At 58.1% G+C, this 15,411-nt stretch carries 19 protein-coding genes and 1 pseudogene; 9 read left to right on the top strand and 11 right to left on the bottom strand.

Annotation, left to right across the window (positions count from 1 at the left end; all coding sequences use genetic code 11):
- Positions 1–8: 8 nt before the first annotated feature.
- Positions 9–929, bottom strand: coding sequence for a sugar ABC transporter substrate-binding protein (locus AC4ANE_RS11920; RefSeq protein WP_369812058.1), 921 nt, complete (start codon positions 927–929; stop codon positions 9–11).
- Between the two features lie 233 nt (positions 930–1,162).
- Positions 1,163–1,387, bottom strand: a complete 225-nt coding sequence (locus AC4ANE_RS11915) for a YgdI/YgdR family lipoprotein (protein ID WP_002553145.1) — start codon at positions 1,385–1,387, stop codon at positions 1,163–1,165.
- Between the two features lie 133 nt (positions 1,388–1,520).
- Between AC4ANE_RS11915 and AC4ANE_RS11910 the strand changes: the two genes are divergently transcribed.
- From AC4ANE_RS11910 to AC4ANE_RS11900, 3 genes are all read left to right on the top strand, one after another.
- Positions 1,521–1,772 (top strand): DUF1654 domain-containing protein, encoded by a 252-nt coding sequence (locus AC4ANE_RS11910; RefSeq protein ID WP_004662361.1) that lies wholly within the window; start codon positions 1,521–1,523, stop codon positions 1,770–1,772.
- Between the two features lie 4 nt (positions 1,773–1,776).
- Entirely contained in the window at positions 1,777–2,478 is a 702-nt protein-coding gene (locus AC4ANE_RS11905) for an endonuclease (protein WP_002553143.1), read from the top strand.
- Between the two features lie 234 nt (positions 2,479–2,712).
- Positions 2,713–2,949: a DUF6555 family protein gene (locus AC4ANE_RS11900; RefSeq protein ID WP_002553142.1), complete on the top strand. Its 237-nt coding sequence runs from the start codon at positions 2,713–2,715 to the stop codon at positions 2,947–2,949.
- Positions 2,950–3,026: 77 nt separating this feature from the next.
- Here AC4ANE_RS11900 and map read toward each other — a convergent pair whose 3' ends face one another.
- The 4 genes from map to AC4ANE_RS11880 all read right to left on the bottom strand — a co-directional run bounded on the left by map (position 3,027) and on the right by AC4ANE_RS11880 (position 5,491).
- Positions 3,027–3,818: a type I methionyl aminopeptidase gene (gene map, locus AC4ANE_RS11895; protein ID WP_460408942.1), complete on the bottom strand. Its 792-nt coding sequence runs from the start codon at positions 3,816–3,818 to the stop codon at positions 3,027–3,029.
- Entirely contained in the window at positions 3,815–4,072 is a 258-nt protein-coding gene (locus tag AC4ANE_RS11890) for a ParD-like family protein (protein ID WP_002553140.1), read from the bottom strand. Before AC4ANE_RS11890 ends, map begins: the two co-directional genes overlap by 4 nt.
- Positions 4,073–4,159: 87 nt before the next feature.
- A complete protein-coding gene (locus AC4ANE_RS11885; protein ID WP_031595220.1) occupies positions 4,160–4,357 on the bottom strand; it encodes a hypothetical protein in 198 nt (65 codons plus the stop codon).
- Positions 4,358–4,459: 102 nt separating this feature from the next.
- A complete protein-coding gene (locus AC4ANE_RS11880; RefSeq protein WP_002553139.1) occupies positions 4,460–5,491 on the bottom strand; it encodes an Ldh family oxidoreductase in 1,032 nt (343 codons plus the stop codon).
- A gap of 255 nt (positions 5,492–5,746) precedes the next feature.
- Between AC4ANE_RS11880 and AC4ANE_RS11875 the strand changes: the two genes are divergently transcribed.
- Together AC4ANE_RS11875 and AC4ANE_RS11870 are read left to right on the top strand one after the other, a co-directional pair.
- Positions 5,747–6,775 (top strand): FecR family protein, encoded by a 1,029-nt coding sequence (locus AC4ANE_RS11875; RefSeq protein ID WP_460408941.1) that lies wholly within the window; start codon positions 5,747–5,749, stop codon positions 6,773–6,775.
- A 229-nt stretch (positions 6,776–7,004) separates the two neighbouring features.
- Entirely contained in the window at positions 7,005–7,397 is a 393-nt protein-coding gene (locus AC4ANE_RS11870) for a Fe2+/Zn2+ uptake regulation protein (protein WP_002553137.1), read from the top strand.
- 33 nt (positions 7,398–7,430) lie between these two features.
- Here the strand turns inward: AC4ANE_RS11870 and AC4ANE_RS11865 are convergent, their stop codons facing one another.
- Positions 7,431–7,619 (bottom strand): hypothetical protein, encoded by a 189-nt coding sequence (locus tag AC4ANE_RS11865; RefSeq protein ID WP_005779813.1) that lies wholly within the window; start codon positions 7,617–7,619, stop codon positions 7,431–7,433.
- A 243-nt stretch (positions 7,620–7,862) separates the two neighbouring features.
- Between AC4ANE_RS11865 and AC4ANE_RS11860 the strand changes: the two genes are divergently transcribed.
- The gene (locus AC4ANE_RS11860) at positions 7,863–9,671 is read left to right on the top strand and encodes a monovalent cation:proton antiporter-2 (CPA2) family protein (RefSeq protein WP_002553134.1); all 1,809 of its coding nucleotides are present in this window, start codon (positions 7,863–7,865) and stop codon (positions 9,669–9,671) included.
- Between the two features lie 42 nt (positions 9,672–9,713).
- On the opposite strand, the gene AC4ANE_RS11855 is transcribed toward AC4ANE_RS11860, so the two are convergent.
- From AC4ANE_RS11855 to moaB, 3 genes are all read right to left on the bottom strand, one after another.
- Positions 9,714–10,640: a glycosyltransferase family 2 protein gene (locus AC4ANE_RS11855; RefSeq protein ID WP_002553133.1), complete on the bottom strand. Its 927-nt coding sequence runs from the start codon at positions 10,638–10,640 to the stop codon at positions 9,714–9,716.
- Between the two features lie 87 nt (positions 10,641–10,727).
- Positions 10,728–11,939 (bottom strand): molybdopterin molybdotransferase MoeA, encoded by a 1,212-nt coding sequence (locus tag AC4ANE_RS11850; RefSeq protein WP_002553132.1) that lies wholly within the window; start codon positions 11,937–11,939, stop codon positions 10,728–10,730.
- A 6-nt stretch (positions 11,940–11,945) separates the two neighbouring features.
- Positions 11,946–12,485 (bottom strand): molybdenum cofactor biosynthesis protein B, encoded by a 540-nt coding sequence (moaB, locus tag AC4ANE_RS11845; protein WP_002553131.1) that lies wholly within the window; start codon positions 12,483–12,485, stop codon positions 11,946–11,948.
- A gap of 75 nt (positions 12,486–12,560) precedes the next feature.
- Between moaB and mobA the strand changes: the two genes are divergently transcribed.
- Together mobA and AC4ANE_RS11835 are read left to right on the top strand one after the other, a co-directional pair.
- Positions 12,561–13,166, top strand: a complete 606-nt coding sequence (gene mobA / locus AC4ANE_RS11840) for a molybdenum cofactor guanylyltransferase MobA (RefSeq protein WP_002553130.1) — start codon at positions 12,561–12,563, stop codon at positions 13,164–13,166.
- A 97-nt stretch (positions 13,167–13,263) separates the two neighbouring features.
- Positions 13,264–13,488, top strand: a complete 225-nt coding sequence (locus AC4ANE_RS11835) for a YgdI/YgdR family lipoprotein (protein ID WP_002553129.1) — start codon at positions 13,264–13,266, stop codon at positions 13,486–13,488.
- A gap of 83 nt (positions 13,489–13,571) precedes the next feature.
- Here the strand turns inward: AC4ANE_RS11835 and AC4ANE_RS11830 are convergent, their stop codons facing one another.
- Positions 13,572–14,462, bottom strand: coding sequence for a pseudouridine synthase (locus AC4ANE_RS11830; RefSeq protein ID WP_460408940.1), 891 nt, complete (start codon positions 14,460–14,462; stop codon positions 13,572–13,574).
- Between the two features lie 184 nt (positions 14,463–14,646).
- On the opposite strand from AC4ANE_RS11830, the pseudogene AC4ANE_RS11825 reads away from it, so the two are divergent.
- Positions 14,647–15,174 (top strand): annotated as a pseudogene (locus tag AC4ANE_RS11825) (shikimate dehydrogenase); the annotation flags it as partial.
- Positions 15,175–15,411: the final 237 nt, after the last annotated feature.

The following is a 15,411-nucleotide window of genomic DNA, read 5'->3' as shown; positions in this document are numbered from 1 at the left end:
GGCGTGGATCAAGGTTTGGTAACGAGCTCTACCGGCGTTTCGATGACGCCTTTTTCGTTGGTGTCGACCTTCTCGCCTTTGACCAGCTTCAACGCAGCTTCAATACCGAAGACCGCTTGTTTGGCTGCAAACTGGTCAGCAGTGGCCAACACTCGGCCGTCCTTGAGCATCGGTTTGATCGCGTTGATGTTGTCGTAACCCACCACCATGACCTTGCCAGCCTTGCCTGCTGCACGCACCGCAGAAACCGCCCCCAGGGCCATGCTGTCATTGCCGGCCAGCAGGGCCTTCAGGTTCGGGTATTCATTGAGCATCGCCGAAGCAACGGCGTTGCCCTTGTCGATTTCCCAGTTGCCGGACTGCACAGACACGATCTTCATCTGCGCCTTGTCCATGGCATCCTTGAAACCGGCGGTGCGTTGCTGAGCGTTGGTGGTGGTCGGCACGCCTTCGATAATGCCGACTTCGTCACCGCTCTTGAGTTGCTTGGCCAGGTAGTCGCCTACCAGCTCGGCACCTTTGCGGTTGTCCGGCCCCACGAACGGGATCATCAGGCTTTTGCTTTTGAGCACGTCGGGATCAAGCTGGTTGTCGATATTGACGACTTTGATACCGGCGTCTGTAGCTTTCTTGAGCACCGGCACCAACGCCTTGGAGTCGGCAGGCGCGATCACCAGGGCGTCGACTTTGGAGACAATCATCTGCTCAACAATACGAATCTGCGCAGAGGTGTCTGACTCGTCCTTGATCCCGTTGGAAATAAGGTCGAAGTCGGTGGCGTGCTCTTTCTGATAAGCCTTGGCACCGTCTTCCATGGTCAGGAAAAATTCATTGGCGAGCGACTTCATCACCAGTGCGACCTTGGGTTTTTCAGGCGTCTGAGCGTATGCAGCAGAGAGGGGCATGACTGCCGTGACAGCAGCGAACATGGCGACAGCGAGAAGGCGTCCAGCAAATGGCAGCTTCATGAGTTCATCTCCGATCTTGTGATTATTGTTCGGGCGAACGACGCAGGGTCGATGCAATGCATCAACACGCAAACGTTTGCGAGGGATGAACTATGAAAAAACCCGCAGGGTTTGTCAATCCGTCGGAAATGAAATCTGTGTGTACTGCTCGCCCCCAACTGCACAGCGAACGAGCATTAGCGTTCAGTCGGATTTCACTCCTCCGGTCTGACCGTAGCCACTTCGTCGGCCTTGATCCGGACTCTCTTGCCGGAGATGTCTTCAAACTCGTAGAAACCATCACGACTCTTGGTCTTGGGCATGTCCTTGGTGATGTATTGTGTGCCGTTCTGAAGCGTGACGACCGAAGGCGTGGAACAGCCTGCCAGCAGTACAGCAGTTGCGGCCAGTAACGGAAATGTCAGTGACTTGATATTCATGCGCGACTCCGGGAGCGTTGGTTTTTCAAGACAATAGTGTGCCATTTCAAGCGCTTTATCTTACATAGATGTTGCGAAAGATCCGACACTGAAATACTGTATGCCCGTACAGCGAAAATCAGGAACCCTATCCGTGGCCAAACAAACCGCAGCGACCGCCTCCACTCCCGGCCCTTACGAGCGCATGGGCATGCGGGTACAGAAGATCATCAACTCGCCTACCGCTCAGAAATCCAGGGCTGCCCTGCTTTTTCGTCAACCGGATGAGTCAGAGGACGACTGGGCGCAGCTTCTTGAAGAAATAGCCGAGAACGACAACGTCACCCTCGCCTGGCGCGACGATGGTGGTGTGCAAATATTCTGGACGTTGCCGAAGGAAGACTGACGGCATGATGTTTCGATTCTCGACACTGCTTTGCACCACCCTGCTCATCACCGCTTCATTCAGCGCTCAGGCCCAAGCTCCGCGTACTTTCAGCGAAGCCAAGAAAGTCGCCTGGGGGTTATACGCACCACAATCGACCGAATTTTACTGCGGCTGTAAATACACCGGCAACCGGGTCGATATTGCTGGCTGCGGCTATGTCCCGCGCAAGAGCGCCAAGCGCGCCAGTCGCATTGAATGGGAGCACATTGTTCCAGCCTGGCAGATCGGCCATCTGCGCCAATGCTGGCAGAACGGCGGGCGCAAAAACTGCACAAAGACCGATGCCGTTTATAAACGCGCCGAGGCAGACCTGCATAACCTGGTGCCCAGCATCGGCGAAGTGAATGGCGACCGCAGCAACTTCAGCTTTGGCTGGGTACCCGAGCAAAAAGGCCAGTACGGTTCTTGCCTGTCGCAAGTGGATTTCAAGGCGAAAAAGGTCATGCCTCGCCCTTCCATTCGCGGCATGATCGCCCGCACCTACTTCTACATGAGCAAGCAATACAACTTGCGCCTGTCGCGTCAGGACCAACAGCTTTATCAAGCCTGGGACAAGACTTATCCTCCGCAGGCCTGGGAGCGCCAACGCAATCAGCAGGTCGCCTGCGTTATGGGTCGGGGTAATGATTTTGTCGGCCCGGTAGACCTCAAGGCATGTAAATGAAGCTTGTTTCAAAACAGAAGATCTTCGCTTGGATGACCATTAGGTCATCCATTCATGCGTTTGAGTGAATCCAAAACCACTCATCGGACAACTGGCAACTACATCTCGAAACAACGCGATTTTCGTTCTACGCTCTGAAGACAGCAGCGTGACCGGAGAAGGCTTCTCGCGCATGCCCCACTGGAACAATCACACTATTTTGATGGCATGCCGTCAGGCTTACGAGCAGGAAAGATGAATCATCAAACGGAATTTGAAATTCACTATCAGTTCAATGGCGAACCTCGTTGCTTTCTGCACCAGACCAGGCAAATGTGCCAGTGCGACGCATTGCACTGCGCAACGCTACACGCCGGCGTCGGCACAGTGAGTGGCAATATGTCTGCTGGGCCGATAGGAATGGCGACCTTGCAAGCCGAGCGTTTTGGCGTAACAGAAGTACGCTGGAAAAGATCTTCGCCGCAGTACTGAAACATCACCCCTGATCAAAAAAATGGCCTTTCGACAAGGCCATTTTTTGTGTACATAAATCGCCAGACCACTGACGTTTAAATGGCAGGATAATCGCCCGTCCCCTCAGGCCAGGGCGTCAGCAGTTCAAAACCGGTCGAAGTGACTGCAACCATATGCTCCCATTGCGCAGACAATGAAAGATCGCTGGTCAGAACCGTCCAGCCATCCGGCAAGGTACGAGTACCGGCCCTGCCGGCATTGATCATCGGTTCGATGGTGAACACCATGCCCGGCTTTAGCCTGAGGCCCTTGCCCTGAGCGCCGTAGTGCAGAACCTGAGGCTCTTCATGGTACTTGCGGCCAATGCCGTGCCCGCAATATTCACGCACCACACTGAAGCCTTCACGATGAGCGATGCTCTGAATGGCATAACCGATATCACCCAGCGTCGCCCCCGGACGCACTGCATGAATACCGGCGCGGGTTGCTTCGTAGGTCGTCTCGACAAGACGTTTTGCCAAGGGGCTGACCTCCCCGACCAGATACATACGGCTGGTATCGCCGTACCAGCCATCCTTGATGACCGCGACATCGATATTGACGATATCGCCATCTTTCAGAATATCGGTGGCAGAAGGTATGCCATGACAGACCACTGCATTGGGAGAGATGCAGGTGGTCTTGGTAAAACCGTGATAGCCCACATTCGCGGGAATCACTTTCAACTCCTTGACGATGTACTCGTTGCAGATATCGTCCAGCACTTCGGTGCTTACGCCAGCCTTGACGTAAGGCGTGATCATTGCGAGTACATCGGCAGCCAGCCTGCCGGCTATGCGCAACTGCACAAGGTCCTGTTCGGTCTTGATACCGATGGCGCTGCTCATGAGGCCGCCTTGGAAAGGCTGGACGCAGAAAGCTCTGCAACGTTGAAGTTCGAAGCAGTCAGCACCGTGCCGCCTGCGTTCTCGATACGGATCAACATCTGGCAGATCTCGCTGTAATCCAGTGCCGGGTGCAATTCGGCAAGCATGCCGATGCGCATCCAGTGCTCAGCCTGCGCATTGATGGAGCGACTGAGCGCAACGCTGGCAGAGCGCAGGTTGGCGTGCATGTTTTCGGAAATCTTTACCAGACCCATGATTCACCTCAAATTTAATATATGAAGCATATACGCTACATATACTCACAATCAACCCGAGACGCATCATGGCCGCTACCAGCCGCACTATTCCATCGCGCTGGCCTGACGGAATTCGCCACTCGCGCGGGCTGCCGCAATGGCTATCGATACATCCTGCTCGTAGCCATTGAACTGACGAAGACCTGCCGCCAGCCGGAGGAAATCCTCACGCTGCATTTCATTGACGGTAGAGAGGGTACGATGCTGCTGAGCAACCGGGCTTTGCACTGACTTAAGGGACATGACAGACCTCGTTCGCTCTTTACTGTTCATGCATACAGTATTTAGAACCGAGCGCCGACACAAGACTGACTGCGACGAATGGTCAGCGAATTTGTAAACGGCTCAACCGCCCGCCAGACCCTGCAAGCGCTCCAGATCAGCCTCAGCGATGTCGATACCGTGCGCCATCGACCGCGCACGCTCGCTGTAGCGTCGGTCCCCCGGCAGTCGCTCCTGCCCTGCCCCGTGGAGCTGCCTTACCAGTTCCTCGCTACGCAGTGCAAAATGCTGACCGCTGCCTTTGTCCGGATCGATGACGATCAGCAACTGACCTGTCCAGGGTGTCCGCGCGCCGGGATGCTTCGACCAGTCGAACTCAAAGGAGAAGTTACCGCCTGTCAGCCCTGCCGCCAGCAGTTCGACCATCATCGACAATGCGGACCCCTTATGACCGCCAAAGGGCAGTAGTGCCCCGCCATCGAGAATGGCGCGAGGATCTTCAGTAGGCCGGCCCTCGCGGTCCACGCCCATACCCGCTGGTAGCAATCGCCCTTCCCGCGCTGCGATCTGAACATCACCATGGGCAATGGCGCTGGTTGCCAGGTCGAAAACAACAGGCTCGCCCCCCGCACGCGGTGCAGCGAAGGCAATAGGGTTGGTGCCGAACAGGGGCTGACGCGCACCGTGTGGCACAACGCAGGTCATACTGTTGACCATGCTCAGGGCGACCAGCCCCTGTTCGGCGAAAGGTTCGACATCCGGCCACAGCGCGGCAAAGTGATGAGAATTGCGTATCGCCAGAACCGCAATCCCGGCACTGCGCACTTTGTCGATCAGCAATGAACTGGCCGCCGCCAGCGCAGGCTGGGCAAAGCCGTTGCCGGCGTCGACCCTGACAAATGCAGCACCGACATCCTCGATCAACGGCACTGCCTTGCCATCCACCCAGCCGCTGTTCAGCGATGAGATGTAGCCAGGCATGCGAAAGATGCCATGACTGTGCGAGCCGTCGCGCTGAGCGCTGGCGCAGTTCTCGGCAAGCACATCGGCAACCTCCGGGGAGGTGCCGTGTGCAAGGAAGATCCGCCGCAATAAATCTTCCAGTTGCTGATATGAAATCGTCCGGACCGGCTGATCGTTAGGGATGGCGGACATCTGAGACTCCTGTTCATGTCATGGCAAGGTACCGGGAACAACCACACGAAATAACAGCACCGAGAGTAGCGCTGCAGGCCCTGCAAAAAAACTCCCTGCGCACTACACGTACTCGATTGTCGCGGAAAGGTTTCAATGAGAGCTGCTTGCATTCACAAGGAATTACGCTGTGCGTTGACGGGTAATATCCTGCAAATGTTCTCTCTCCCTGACATCCAAGGGTAGAATGCGCCGACGGTATAGGCCGGAGCGCCCATGAGCGACCCTCTTTTCAGCAAGGCAGAACACGACGCGATCACCGATGCCGCTGCGCATTGGTGCATGCGCCTGCACGCCGAAGACTGCACCGCCGCAGAACGGAAAGCGTTCGAGCAATGGCTGAAAGCCCATCCTTTGCATGCGGTGGAGTATGAGGCGATGCGGGAAGTCTGGGACATTACCGGACAAATCGAACCGCTCAATCCGGCCCCGGCACTCCCGATTCAGGCTACACAGAGCAACCAGCCCGTACTTCGTCGCAAGCGCCGCGTGGCACCACTCGCGGCTGCCGCGGCGGTCATTGCTCTGGCTGTGCCGGTCACCGGTTATGTGGGCTGGAATCAGGGCTGGCTGCCTGACACCTACGAGTCCTACAACGCCGATACCGCGACGCGTCTTGTGGTACTGGCAGATGGCAGCCGTGCCGAACTGAACCTCGGCACCGAGCTGACCTACGCCAGCTACAAGGATCGACGCAGCGTCACGCTGAAAAAGGGTGAGGCGTTCTTTGAGGTCAGCCACGACAACACACACCCTTTTGTAGTCGATGCCGGCAAGGGCAGCATCAAGGTCACGGGCACACGCTTCAATGTGTGGATGTATCAGGACCAGGTACGTGTAACGCTGGTCGAGGGCTCGGTTCAGGTCAGCAGTGATCGCGCACATCCGTCGTCAAGCCATCATCTTGACCCTGGCATGCAGGCCAGCTACAAGGCAGGCGACGACGCGCCCCTGATCAGCCAGACCGACACAAAGGATTCGAGCCTGGCGTGGCGTAATGGCAAGCTGATCTTCAATGATCTGCCTCTCAGCCAGGCCTTGCCACTGATCAATCGCTACCTGCAAACGCCTATTCTGCTGGCCGATACCGCAACCGGTGCCATGCGCCTTGGCGGCAGTTTCAACACGCGCGACCTGTCCAGCCTGCTGGCCTCTCTGCCCAAGGTGCTGCCGGTTTATGTCACGCAGAACCAGAACGGCAACCCGGTGCTCAACCGCCGGATACCCGACGCTCCGAAAGGCTGAGCGCTCTCGCGCACCTGACTGACGCAGAGCGATTTTGTATCCGCCGATCGCCGGATCAACCGTCCCCTCGCGACTGCCCGATCTTCATCTACCCTGAAACGCACAGCGCTGCGGCCACCCCGTGCGTGTTGGCGTTTTTATTTTTTTCCATTGATAACTGAGGTTTTGCTGCGCTCGTTCGTCTTAGTAACTGAGATTGTTTAAAAAAAGCCTGAAAAGGAGTTTGTGGATGTTCAATCGCCAAGGAATCACGACTCGCACCCTGCTGCGCCAAACAGCACTGGCTGCGCAGGCACAGTCGCCCGCTCTGGAGACAGAGCGGCCCGGAAACGAGCACATCCGACTGCTCCTGAAAAGCTTTGGTCTGCGTACCAGCCTGGTCAGGCTCAAGGTGCTCGATGCGCTTCTGGTATCGAGCGAGGAAGGCCAGCCATTGGGAGTACGGGGCGTGCACAGCCAGCTGCTCAGGCTTGATGTACCGCTGTCGTTTCTAAGTGTGCGCGAAGTGCTCAAGCGCCTGTGCGATGAAGGCGTGATTCACCTCAATGACGACAAGACCTACAGCCTGCACCCTCGTGCCCGACAATGGCTGGGTGATGCGAGCAAGGATGGTGCCCAGTAAAACGGGCCTCGTCATCCTTGCCACTTGCCGCGCTTACCGCTTGACCTTGCGGCGCATGATCCCGTTAAGAATCACGACCAGTACGGCCACGCTGATTGCGATGTACTGAAAGGTTTTTTCGGTGATGACACCGCTGTTTTGCAGGTGCGACAAGCCCAGCATGATCGCCAGAACGCCGAGGGCGATCAGAATCGAGTAAATCAAACGCTGCTTGTTGGTCATAACGGTTTCCTGAATGCTCGTGAGCGGGCAGTTGGCACTGCCTGTTTGCGCGCATAGCTTACGCCGATGCGCGACGAATGGCATCGTCAGCCTGCCCTGCTCCCCTCCTTCGCATCCTTCACGCGCGCTCTATCAACCGCGTTGATTATTGTCATGCCGCGATGAACGTTGCCGTGTAAAACTCCCATGCTTTAATACCGCCCTGCTCAAACAGTGTGTTCAATTATTACCAAGGAGTTTTACATGCCCCATGAAGGCAGCCTGTTGCAGGCCGCAGTAGTGTTTCTACTCGCCGCCGTGCTGACAGTACCGCTGGCCAAGCGCCTGAAGCTGGGCGCGGTGATCGGCTATTTGTTCGCGGGAGTGATCATCGGCCCTTCGGTGCTGGGCTTGATAGGCGATACGGAGAGCGTCAGTCACATTTCCGAGCTGGGCGTGGTCTTGCTGCTGTTCATCATTGGTCTGGAGCTGTCGCCAAAGCGTTTATGGGTCATGCGCAAATCGGTGTTCGGCGTAGGCATGGCGCAGGTGTTGCTGACGGGCCTGGTCATTGGCGGGATCGCGTTGTTTGCCTTCGGCCAGTCGCTGAACACTGCGGTCATTCTGGGTCTTGGCCTGGCGCTGTCATCCACAGCCTTCGGCCTGCAGAGTCTGGCCGAGCGCAAGCAGTTGAATAGCCCGCATGGCCGGATGGCGTTCGCTATCCTGCTGTTTCAGGACATTGCAGCAATTCCCTTGATTGCCATGGTGCCATTCCTGGCCGGGGCCGATCACGCAATGGACACCGGCGAAAGCATCAACCACGGCCTGCGCGTGCTGGGCAGCATTGCCATTGTGGTGATCGGCGGCCGCTATTTGCTGCGTCCGGTATTTCGCATCGTTGCCAAGACCAAAATCCAGGAAGTCTCGACCGCCACTGCCTTGCTGGTAGTGATTGGTACGGCGTGGCTGATGGAACTGGTGGGCGTGTCCATGGCGCTGGGCGCATTTCTCGCCGGTCTGCTACTGGCAGACTCCGAATACCGTCACGAACTGGAAGCACAGATCGAACCGTTCAAAGGGTTGTTGCTGGGGCTGTTCTTCATCAGTGTCGGCATGGGTGCCAACGTCGGCTTGCTGCTCAGTTCGCCCCTCGCGGTGCTGGGCCTGACGCTGCTGTTGATCGGAATCAAGCTGCCGATGCTGTTCCTGATCGGTCGTACCGCTGGCGGTCTCAATAAGCGCAGCGCGCTGCAATTGGGCCTGGTGTTGGCAGCCGGTGGCGAATTTGCCTTCGTGGTGTTCAAGATCGGCAGCGCTCAAGGGCTGTTCGAGGCGGGGCTTTACGACATGCTGGTGCTGACCATCACCTTGTCGATGGCGATCACGCCGTTGCTGTTCATTGCCCTGGCGCGCTGGATCAAACCCAGGATCAAGCCTGTCGAGGTGCCGGACGAGTACCGCGATATCCAGACCGACAAACCACGCGTGGTCATCGCTGGCATGGGCCGTATGGGGCAAATCGTAGCGCGGATCCTGCGGGCGCAGAAAATCCCTTTCATCGCTCTGGATACCGCTGTGGAATCGATCGAGTTTTCGCGCAGCTTCGGCAATGTGCCGGTGTTTTATGGCGACCCGCTGCGCCCGGAAATACTGCGTGCAGCCAAGGTTGATGAAGCGGAATACTTCGTCATTGCGACGGATGATCCGGACACCAACATCAAGACCGCCGAGTTGATCCGCAAGCTGTATCCGCACATGAAGATCATTGCCCGTGCACGTAACCGCCAGCACGTTCACCGGTTGATGGACATTGGCGCTCATGCCGTGCGTGAGACATTCTATTCAAGCCTGGAGATGAGCCGTCAGACCCTGATGGGGCTGGGCCTGACCGAGGCACAGGCCGATGCGCGCATCAGTCGCTTCAAGCGCCACGACGAACAGGTGCTGGCCGCACAACATGAAGTGTATGACGACGACGCCAAGGTTCTGCAGACCGCCCGTGAAGCCAGGGCCGACCTCGCGCAACTGTTCGAGGCCGACCGTCTGGACGAAGAAGCTGCGAAAAGCTGATGTGCCAGACGCCGGGCGCTCAGCGTCCGGCGCAGGGTTCGGTCAGGCGTAAGGACTGTCCCAATAGCGCTTGTACATCCCGAGTTTTTTCTTCACACCACGGGGCAGGCGCTTTTCCTGCTTGCTCAGCTTGTAGGCCAGCAGCTTCAGCGCATTACGTACGAACGACATGGGCCACCAGAGAATTCGCCGGGGGCCGAGGAATTTAAGCTCGGACTTGACGTAACGCATGCCCTCGCCGCCGATGCCGCCAAAGGTTTCGTAGATCCACGCTTCACGGGACTGGAACACACCGATATCAAAGTAACGGCAAAACTCCTCACGCAGGCTGTAGTTATGCGAATGACGGCATACAGCCGAACCTTCATAGGCTGCTTTCCAGCCATCGATCAGCATTTTGGCGGTGACGTACATGTCTTCGGAAAGAATCACATGCCGGGGAAAGCCGCCAATCGCCCGCAACGCTTCACCGCGATAGGCCGCGAACGAGTTGGACATGAATGGCGTCTTGATGCCCAGCGTGCGTGCATCGGCCAGAGTCTTGATCTGCGAAGTCGGAGGGTAATTGAACAACCGTGCATGCTGGGCCAGCAGGTTGGCGTTCTTGTGCGGCAATTGACGCCCGCAGACCGCGCCGACCTTGGGGTCTGCGAAAGGCAGCAGAATGTTGGCAATGGCATTGATATCTTCAACGTAGGCGTCCTGGGTCAGATAGACATAGACGTCGTAGTCGGGATGCAAATCGACCATCATCTGCCGGGTACCACCGTGGTTGAAGTCCTTGCTGTCGATGCGCAATACGTTGGCACAACGGGCTTGCGCCAGCTCCAGCGTGCCATCTGAAGAACTGGAGTCGACGATCAGTGTATCGAAGCTCGCAGTCTGCGTAGCCAGCGAGTCCAGTAGACGTTCCAGATCCTTGCGTCCGTTGTAGGTCGGGATCACACAAGCCACTCTCAATGGCGCCATAACAATACTCCAGGGCGAAGTCCGGTTGCCCAACTTGTCAGCGATGTTGAGAGTAGCTCATGCGTGCCCGCCCAACCATTAATCCACTCAGCCCAGCACTTCACTCAACGGGATGAAGTTGACCCAGTCCCCTTCGGCCACGGTTGAGCCTTCACGCACTTCAATCAGGCCGTCAGCCCAGGCAGCGCTGCGCAATACACCCGAGCTCTGGTTGCGATAGGCCACGGCCCTGCCCTGTTCCAGACGCCCGCGCAGGTATTCGCGACGATTGCCCGGGCGCGTCCAGACGAACCCTGCGGGCACCGGAAACTGCAACGGCGCTACGTCAATCACACCTTGGCGACGCAGCAGGTAAGCACGCGCCAGCAAAGCGAAGGTGACCAGCGTGGAGGCGGGATTGCCGGGCAGGCCAATCACCGGTACGCCACGAAAATGCCCGAAAGTCAGCGGTTTTCCGGGCTTGATGGCCAGCTTCCAGAGCGTCAGTTCGCCTTCCTCACGCAATGCGTGACCAAGGAAATCCGCTTCGCCTACCGAGACGCCGCCCGTGGAGAGGATCAGGTCGACATCGTGCAGATTCGCCAGCGCAGTACGAGTCTTCGCCAGATCGTCCGGCAGGATGCCTGCATCCACGACCTCGCATTCGAGTCGCTTCAGCCAACTGCACAGCAACACCCGGTTGCTGTTGTAGATCTGCCCCGGCCCCAATGGCTGACCTGGTTCAATCAACTCGTCGCCGGTGGACAGCACCGCGACACGCACCCGTCGGATCACCTCAAGCTCGGCGAGGCCCAACGAAGCGGCCAGGCCCAATTCAATAGGACCAAGCCGCGTCCCAGCCGCCAGTACGGTGTCGCCGACGCGGGTTTCCTGCCCCTGTGGGCGAATGTTCTGCCCAACGCTCAGCGGCTCGCTGAAGCACACGCGCTGATCCGCCAGCACCTCGGCGTTTTCCTGCATCTCGACGCAATCGGCACCTTCAGGCATCGGCGCACCGGTGAAGATTCGTGCACAGGTGCCAGGTGCCAGCGGCTCGGGTGCCTGACCGGCAAAGATGCGCTGGCTGACCGTCAACGGCTCGCCGCTCCAGTCCGCTACGCGCAGGGCATAACCGTCCATGGCGCTGTTCGGCCAGGGCGGCAGATCCAGAGTGGAGATCAGATCTACCGCCAGCACACGGCCTTCGGCATCGGCCAGCGGAACACGCTGGCGATCAGTGATCGGCGTGGCCTCGGCCATCGCCAGCAGCCGTGCGATAGCCTCTTCGACAGGCAGCAAGGTTTTCGGCTCGTTGTTCATCAGCACTCAACCACGAGTCGCACAGGGCTCGGCCTGCTTGAGGTGCGGCACGAAGTTGCAGGGCCGGAAGCGCGAATCCAGTTGCTGGGCGAGAATCCCGTCCCACGCCGTGCGTACCGCATTGGTGGAGCCCGGCAGGCAGCACACCAGGGTGCCATTGGACAGGCCCGCCAACGCACGGGACTGAATGGTCGAGGTGCCGATATCCGGCACCGAAATCTGCCGGAACAGTTCACCGAAACCATCGACCTGCTTGTCGAGCAAACACGCCACGGCTTCCGGCGTGCTGTCACGGCCAGTGAAGCCAGTGCCGCCGGTGATCAGCACGACCTGCACCTGATCGTCGGCAATCCAGGTCGCTACCTGAGCGCGGATTTTGTACAGGTCATCCTTGAGCAGCACGCGCTCGATCAGGCCATGACCGGCGTCGGTCAGACGGTCGACGAACATTTGGCCCGAGGTATCGGTTTCACGGGTGCGGGTATCGCTGACGGTCAGCACGGCGATATTCAGGGGTACGAAAGGTGTGTCAGCCTTGGCTTTCATGGCCTCATCCAGTTGTTAAGGAAACAGGCCGGTGTTATATCACAGCACTCCTTTTGACTGCCCGCCGAGTGTTTGATGAATGTCCCTGCCGCACTGCCTCCCTGCTCTATCCTGCTGCTGGCCGGAGGTCGCGGGCAGCGCATGGGCGGGCGTGACAAGGGCCTGATCGAGTGGCAGGGCAAGGCGCTGATCGAGCACCTGCACCGGCTGACCCGGCCGCTGACCGACGACCTGATCATTTCCTGCAACCGCAACATCGAGCGCTATGCGCAGTACGCCGATCAACTGGTGCAGGACGACGATGCCGATTTCAACGGTCCTCTGGCCGGAATTCGCGCCGCCCTGCCACTCGCCCGGCATCAGTGGTTGCTGGTTCTGCCCTGCGACGTACCTTTGGTCGATGAACCGTTGCTGCAAGCGTTACGCGAAAAGGCTGTTGAATGCCCGGAGCGACCAATAATGGTGCGTGAAGGCCAGCACTGGCAGCCGCTTTTATGTATGATCCCCATCGCTCACGCCGCAACGCTGGAAGCCGCATGGCAGGCCGGCGAACGCAGCCCGAGAAGGGCCCTGGAACCGCTGCAACCAGTCGCCCTGCAACTGGAAGCTGGCGATCCACGCCTGGCCAACCTGAATACTCCCTGTCTGTTGACCGGGATCAGCGAAAACTGTGGCAAGTGACTGGCTATTGAACTTGCTGACGGTGTATACGGAACTTTGCCGACGGTGTATCCGTCTGAGAGTTCAGTAAATCAAGAATCCATCTGGAGACACAGTAATGAAACAACGGACCCTTCCCGCTGCCTTCCTGCTTGCATTGAGCATTGCCTCCCTCGCCGGCTGCGCATCGCCCACTGTGATCACCTTGAACGATGGTCGTGAAATCCAGGCTGTCGATACGCCAAAGTACGATGAAGAATCGGGCTTCTACGAGTTCAAGCAACTCGACGGCAAGCAGACCCGCATCAACAAGGATCAGGTACGTACCGTCAAGGATCTGTGATCCGGGCGTCGTGTGACTTGTGACTGATTTGAAAAAACCCGCCGAGTGCGGGTTTTTTTTGGCCGTCAGCCCGGCTTTACCGCTTACCAGTCGAGTTCAAGCAGGCTCTCGAACTGACGCTGTTTACCGCTGAGCGGGTCGATGAAGCGCAAGCCCTTGGCCAGCAGCTTCAGAGGGTTTTGATAATCGTCGACAGGGTTCTTTACCACGGCCGGGTAGAACGGGTCGTTGCAGATGCCCGCGCCCAGTGCCGCCATGTGCACGCGTAGTTGATGTTTCTTGCCGGTCACCGGATAAAGCCCGTACCGCCACAATTGATCCTGCCGTTCGAGCACCTCGATCTGCGTCAGGGTATTGCTCGCCCCTGCTCCTTCCTGCATGCGAAAGAATGGTTCGCCTTCGACCAGACGGCTTTCGTGCAAACGTGGAAACTCCAGCCCCGGCAACGCTGGCGCAATGGCTTCGTAGAACTTGTCGATCTGCCGGGTGGGAAACAGCGCCTGATAAGCCGAGCGCGTCTGCTGGTTGGCGGAAAACAGCACCAGCCCGGCGGTGTGCCGGTCGATACGGTGCAGCGGCACCAGATCGGGGTTGCCCAGGCGATGGATCAGACGGCGCAGCAACGTCTGCTCGACGTACTCACCTGCGGGTGTCACCGGCAAAAAGTGCGGTTTGTCCGCCACCACCAGATGCTCGTCGGCGTACAGAATCGTTTCGAGCACCGGGATCGGCGTTTCGTTGGGCACCTCACGGAAATAGTGAATGCGCAGGCCCTCGCGGTACGCAAGGTCAGGCGCGATGGCCTTGCCGTTTTCGTCCAGCACCCGTCCGCGGGCAATACGGTCCAGCCATTGTTCGCGGCTGATGACGGTGAATTTCGCGCACAGGCAATCGAGCACTGTGGCCCACGCGCCTGGCGGCAGGTACAACGTGCTGGCTTGTTGCTGTGCGGCGCTAAAAACGGAATCGGGCATGTGCGGCGTGAACTCTGGCTGATCTGAAGCGGCTGGCCGTGGATTATCACTGATTAGGGCGATCACCGCACAATATCGCTGCATGGCAATCGCCTGCCACCTGCGGCACTATTAACCATCTGGTACATTCCGCTCAACACCTGCTCTGGACCGGGCAGTGGCACAAAAACAAGAGACGTATTCTATGACCCATGCTGAAAAAAAATCCGTTCTTGCCGGCCTGATCGGCTCGGGCATTCAGGCCTCGCGAACGCCCGCCATGCACGAGCACGAAGGCGACGCCCAGGGCCTGCGCTACTTGTATCGGCTGATCGATATCGACGCCCTGCAACTGGATATCAGCGCCCTGCCCCAGCTTATCGAAAGCGCACAAAACTGCGGCTTCACCGGCCTGAACATCACCTTTCCGTGCAAGCAGGCGGTTATCCCATTACTGGACGAGCTGTCCGCCGAAGCCCGCGGTATCGGCGCAGTGAATACCGTGGTGTTCAAGGACGGCAAGCGCATTGGTCACAACACTGACTGCCTGGGTTTTGCCGAAGGCTTCCAACGCGGCCTGGACAAGGCTCCACGTCAGCAGGTGGTGCAAATGGGCGCAGGTGGCGCAGGCGCTGCCGTGGCTCATGCGTTATTGAGCGCTGGCGTCGAATGCCTGACAGTATTCGAAGTCGAGCCGCAACGCGCCCAGGGGCTGGTGGACAACCTCAACGAGCCATCCTTGGCCCGATGCGGCTTGCTCGGCGTCCTGCCTCGCATCCCCCGGATCAGTGCCAGGACTCAGCCGTCACTAACTTCGCACTCTGCGTCGTCAGTGCCACCGCGATAAAAAGCGCTTTATCTATGTAAAGTGATTGCGCGCAAGACACTACGTTGTGCTGCGGTACAGATGTGACGCAGAGCGTCACGAACTGCGTACCAACGCGGAGCATTGGCACGATAGTCAGTCAGA

Source organism: Pseudomonas sp. Pme6b, from assembly GCF_058129925.1.
Note: the sequence above shows the minus strand (reverse complement) of the source record. Positions and strands in the feature narration are given on the sequence as shown.

What these genes read in the sequence shown, in the direction of transcription:
- AC4ANE_RS11890 (WP_002553140.1), bottom strand. Translation starts at nt 4,072, where the DNA reads ATGGGTCTGGTAAAGATTTCCGAAAACATGCACGCCAACCTGCGCTCT.
- AC4ANE_RS11870 (WP_002553137.1), top strand. Translation starts at nt 7,005, where the DNA reads ATGTTCAATCGCCAAGGAATCACGACTCGCACCCTGCTGCGCCAAACA.
- AC4ANE_RS11830 (WP_460408940.1), bottom strand. Translation starts at nt 14,462, where the DNA reads ATGCCCGATTCCGTTTTTAGCGCCGCACAGCAACAAGCCAGCACGTTG.
- AC4ANE_RS11850 (WP_002553132.1), bottom strand. Translation starts at nt 11,939, where the DNA reads ATGAACAACGAGCCGAAAACCTTGCTGCCTGTCGAAGAGGCTATCGCA.
- AC4ANE_RS11855 (WP_002553133.1), bottom strand. Translation starts at nt 10,640, where the DNA reads ATGGCGCCATTGAGAGTGGCTTGTGTGATCCCGACCTACAACGGACGC.
- AC4ANE_RS11865 (WP_005779813.1), bottom strand. Translation starts at nt 7,619, where the DNA reads ATGACCAACAAGCAGCGTTTGATTTACTCGATTCTGATCGCCCTCGGC.
- AC4ANE_RS11920 (WP_369812058.1), bottom strand. Translation starts at nt 929, where the DNA reads ATGTTCGCTGCTGTCACGGCAGTCATGCCCCTCTCTGCTGCATACGCT.
- AC4ANE_RS11880 (WP_002553139.1), bottom strand. Translation starts at nt 5,491, where the DNA reads ATGTCCGCCATCCCTAACGATCAGCCGGTCCGGACGATTTCATATCAG.
- AC4ANE_RS11900 (WP_002553142.1), top strand. Translation starts at nt 2,713, where the DNA reads ATGAATCATCAAACGGAATTTGAAATTCACTATCAGTTCAATGGCGAA.
- AC4ANE_RS11835 (WP_002553129.1), top strand. Translation starts at nt 13,264, where the DNA reads ATGAAACAACGGACCCTTCCCGCTGCCTTCCTGCTTGCATTGAGCATT.
- mobA (WP_002553130.1), top strand. Translation starts at nt 12,561, where the DNA reads ATGAATGTCCCTGCCGCACTGCCTCCCTGCTCTATCCTGCTGCTGGCC.
- moaB (WP_002553131.1), bottom strand. Translation starts at nt 12,485, where the DNA reads ATGAAAGCCAAGGCTGACACACCTTTCGTACCCCTGAATATCGCCGTG.
- AC4ANE_RS11885 (WP_031595220.1), bottom strand. Translation starts at nt 4,357, where the DNA reads ATGTCCCTTAAGTCAGTGCAAAGCCCGGTTGCTCAGCAGCATCGTACC.
- AC4ANE_RS11915 (WP_002553145.1), bottom strand. Translation starts at nt 1,387, where the DNA reads ATGAATATCAAGTCACTGACATTTCCGTTACTGGCCGCAACTGCTGTA.
- map (WP_460408942.1), bottom strand. Translation starts at nt 3,818, where the DNA reads ATGAGCAGCGCCATCGGTATCAAGACCGAACAGGACCTTGTGCAGTTG.
- AC4ANE_RS11905 (WP_002553143.1), top strand. Translation starts at nt 1,777, where the DNA reads ATGATGTTTCGATTCTCGACACTGCTTTGCACCACCCTGCTCATCACC.
- AC4ANE_RS11875 (WP_460408941.1), top strand. Translation starts at nt 5,747, where the DNA reads ATGAGCGACCCTCTTTTCAGCAAGGCAGAACACGACGCGATCACCGAT.
- AC4ANE_RS11860 (WP_002553134.1), top strand. Translation starts at nt 7,863, where the DNA reads ATGCCCCATGAAGGCAGCCTGTTGCAGGCCGCAGTAGTGTTTCTACTC.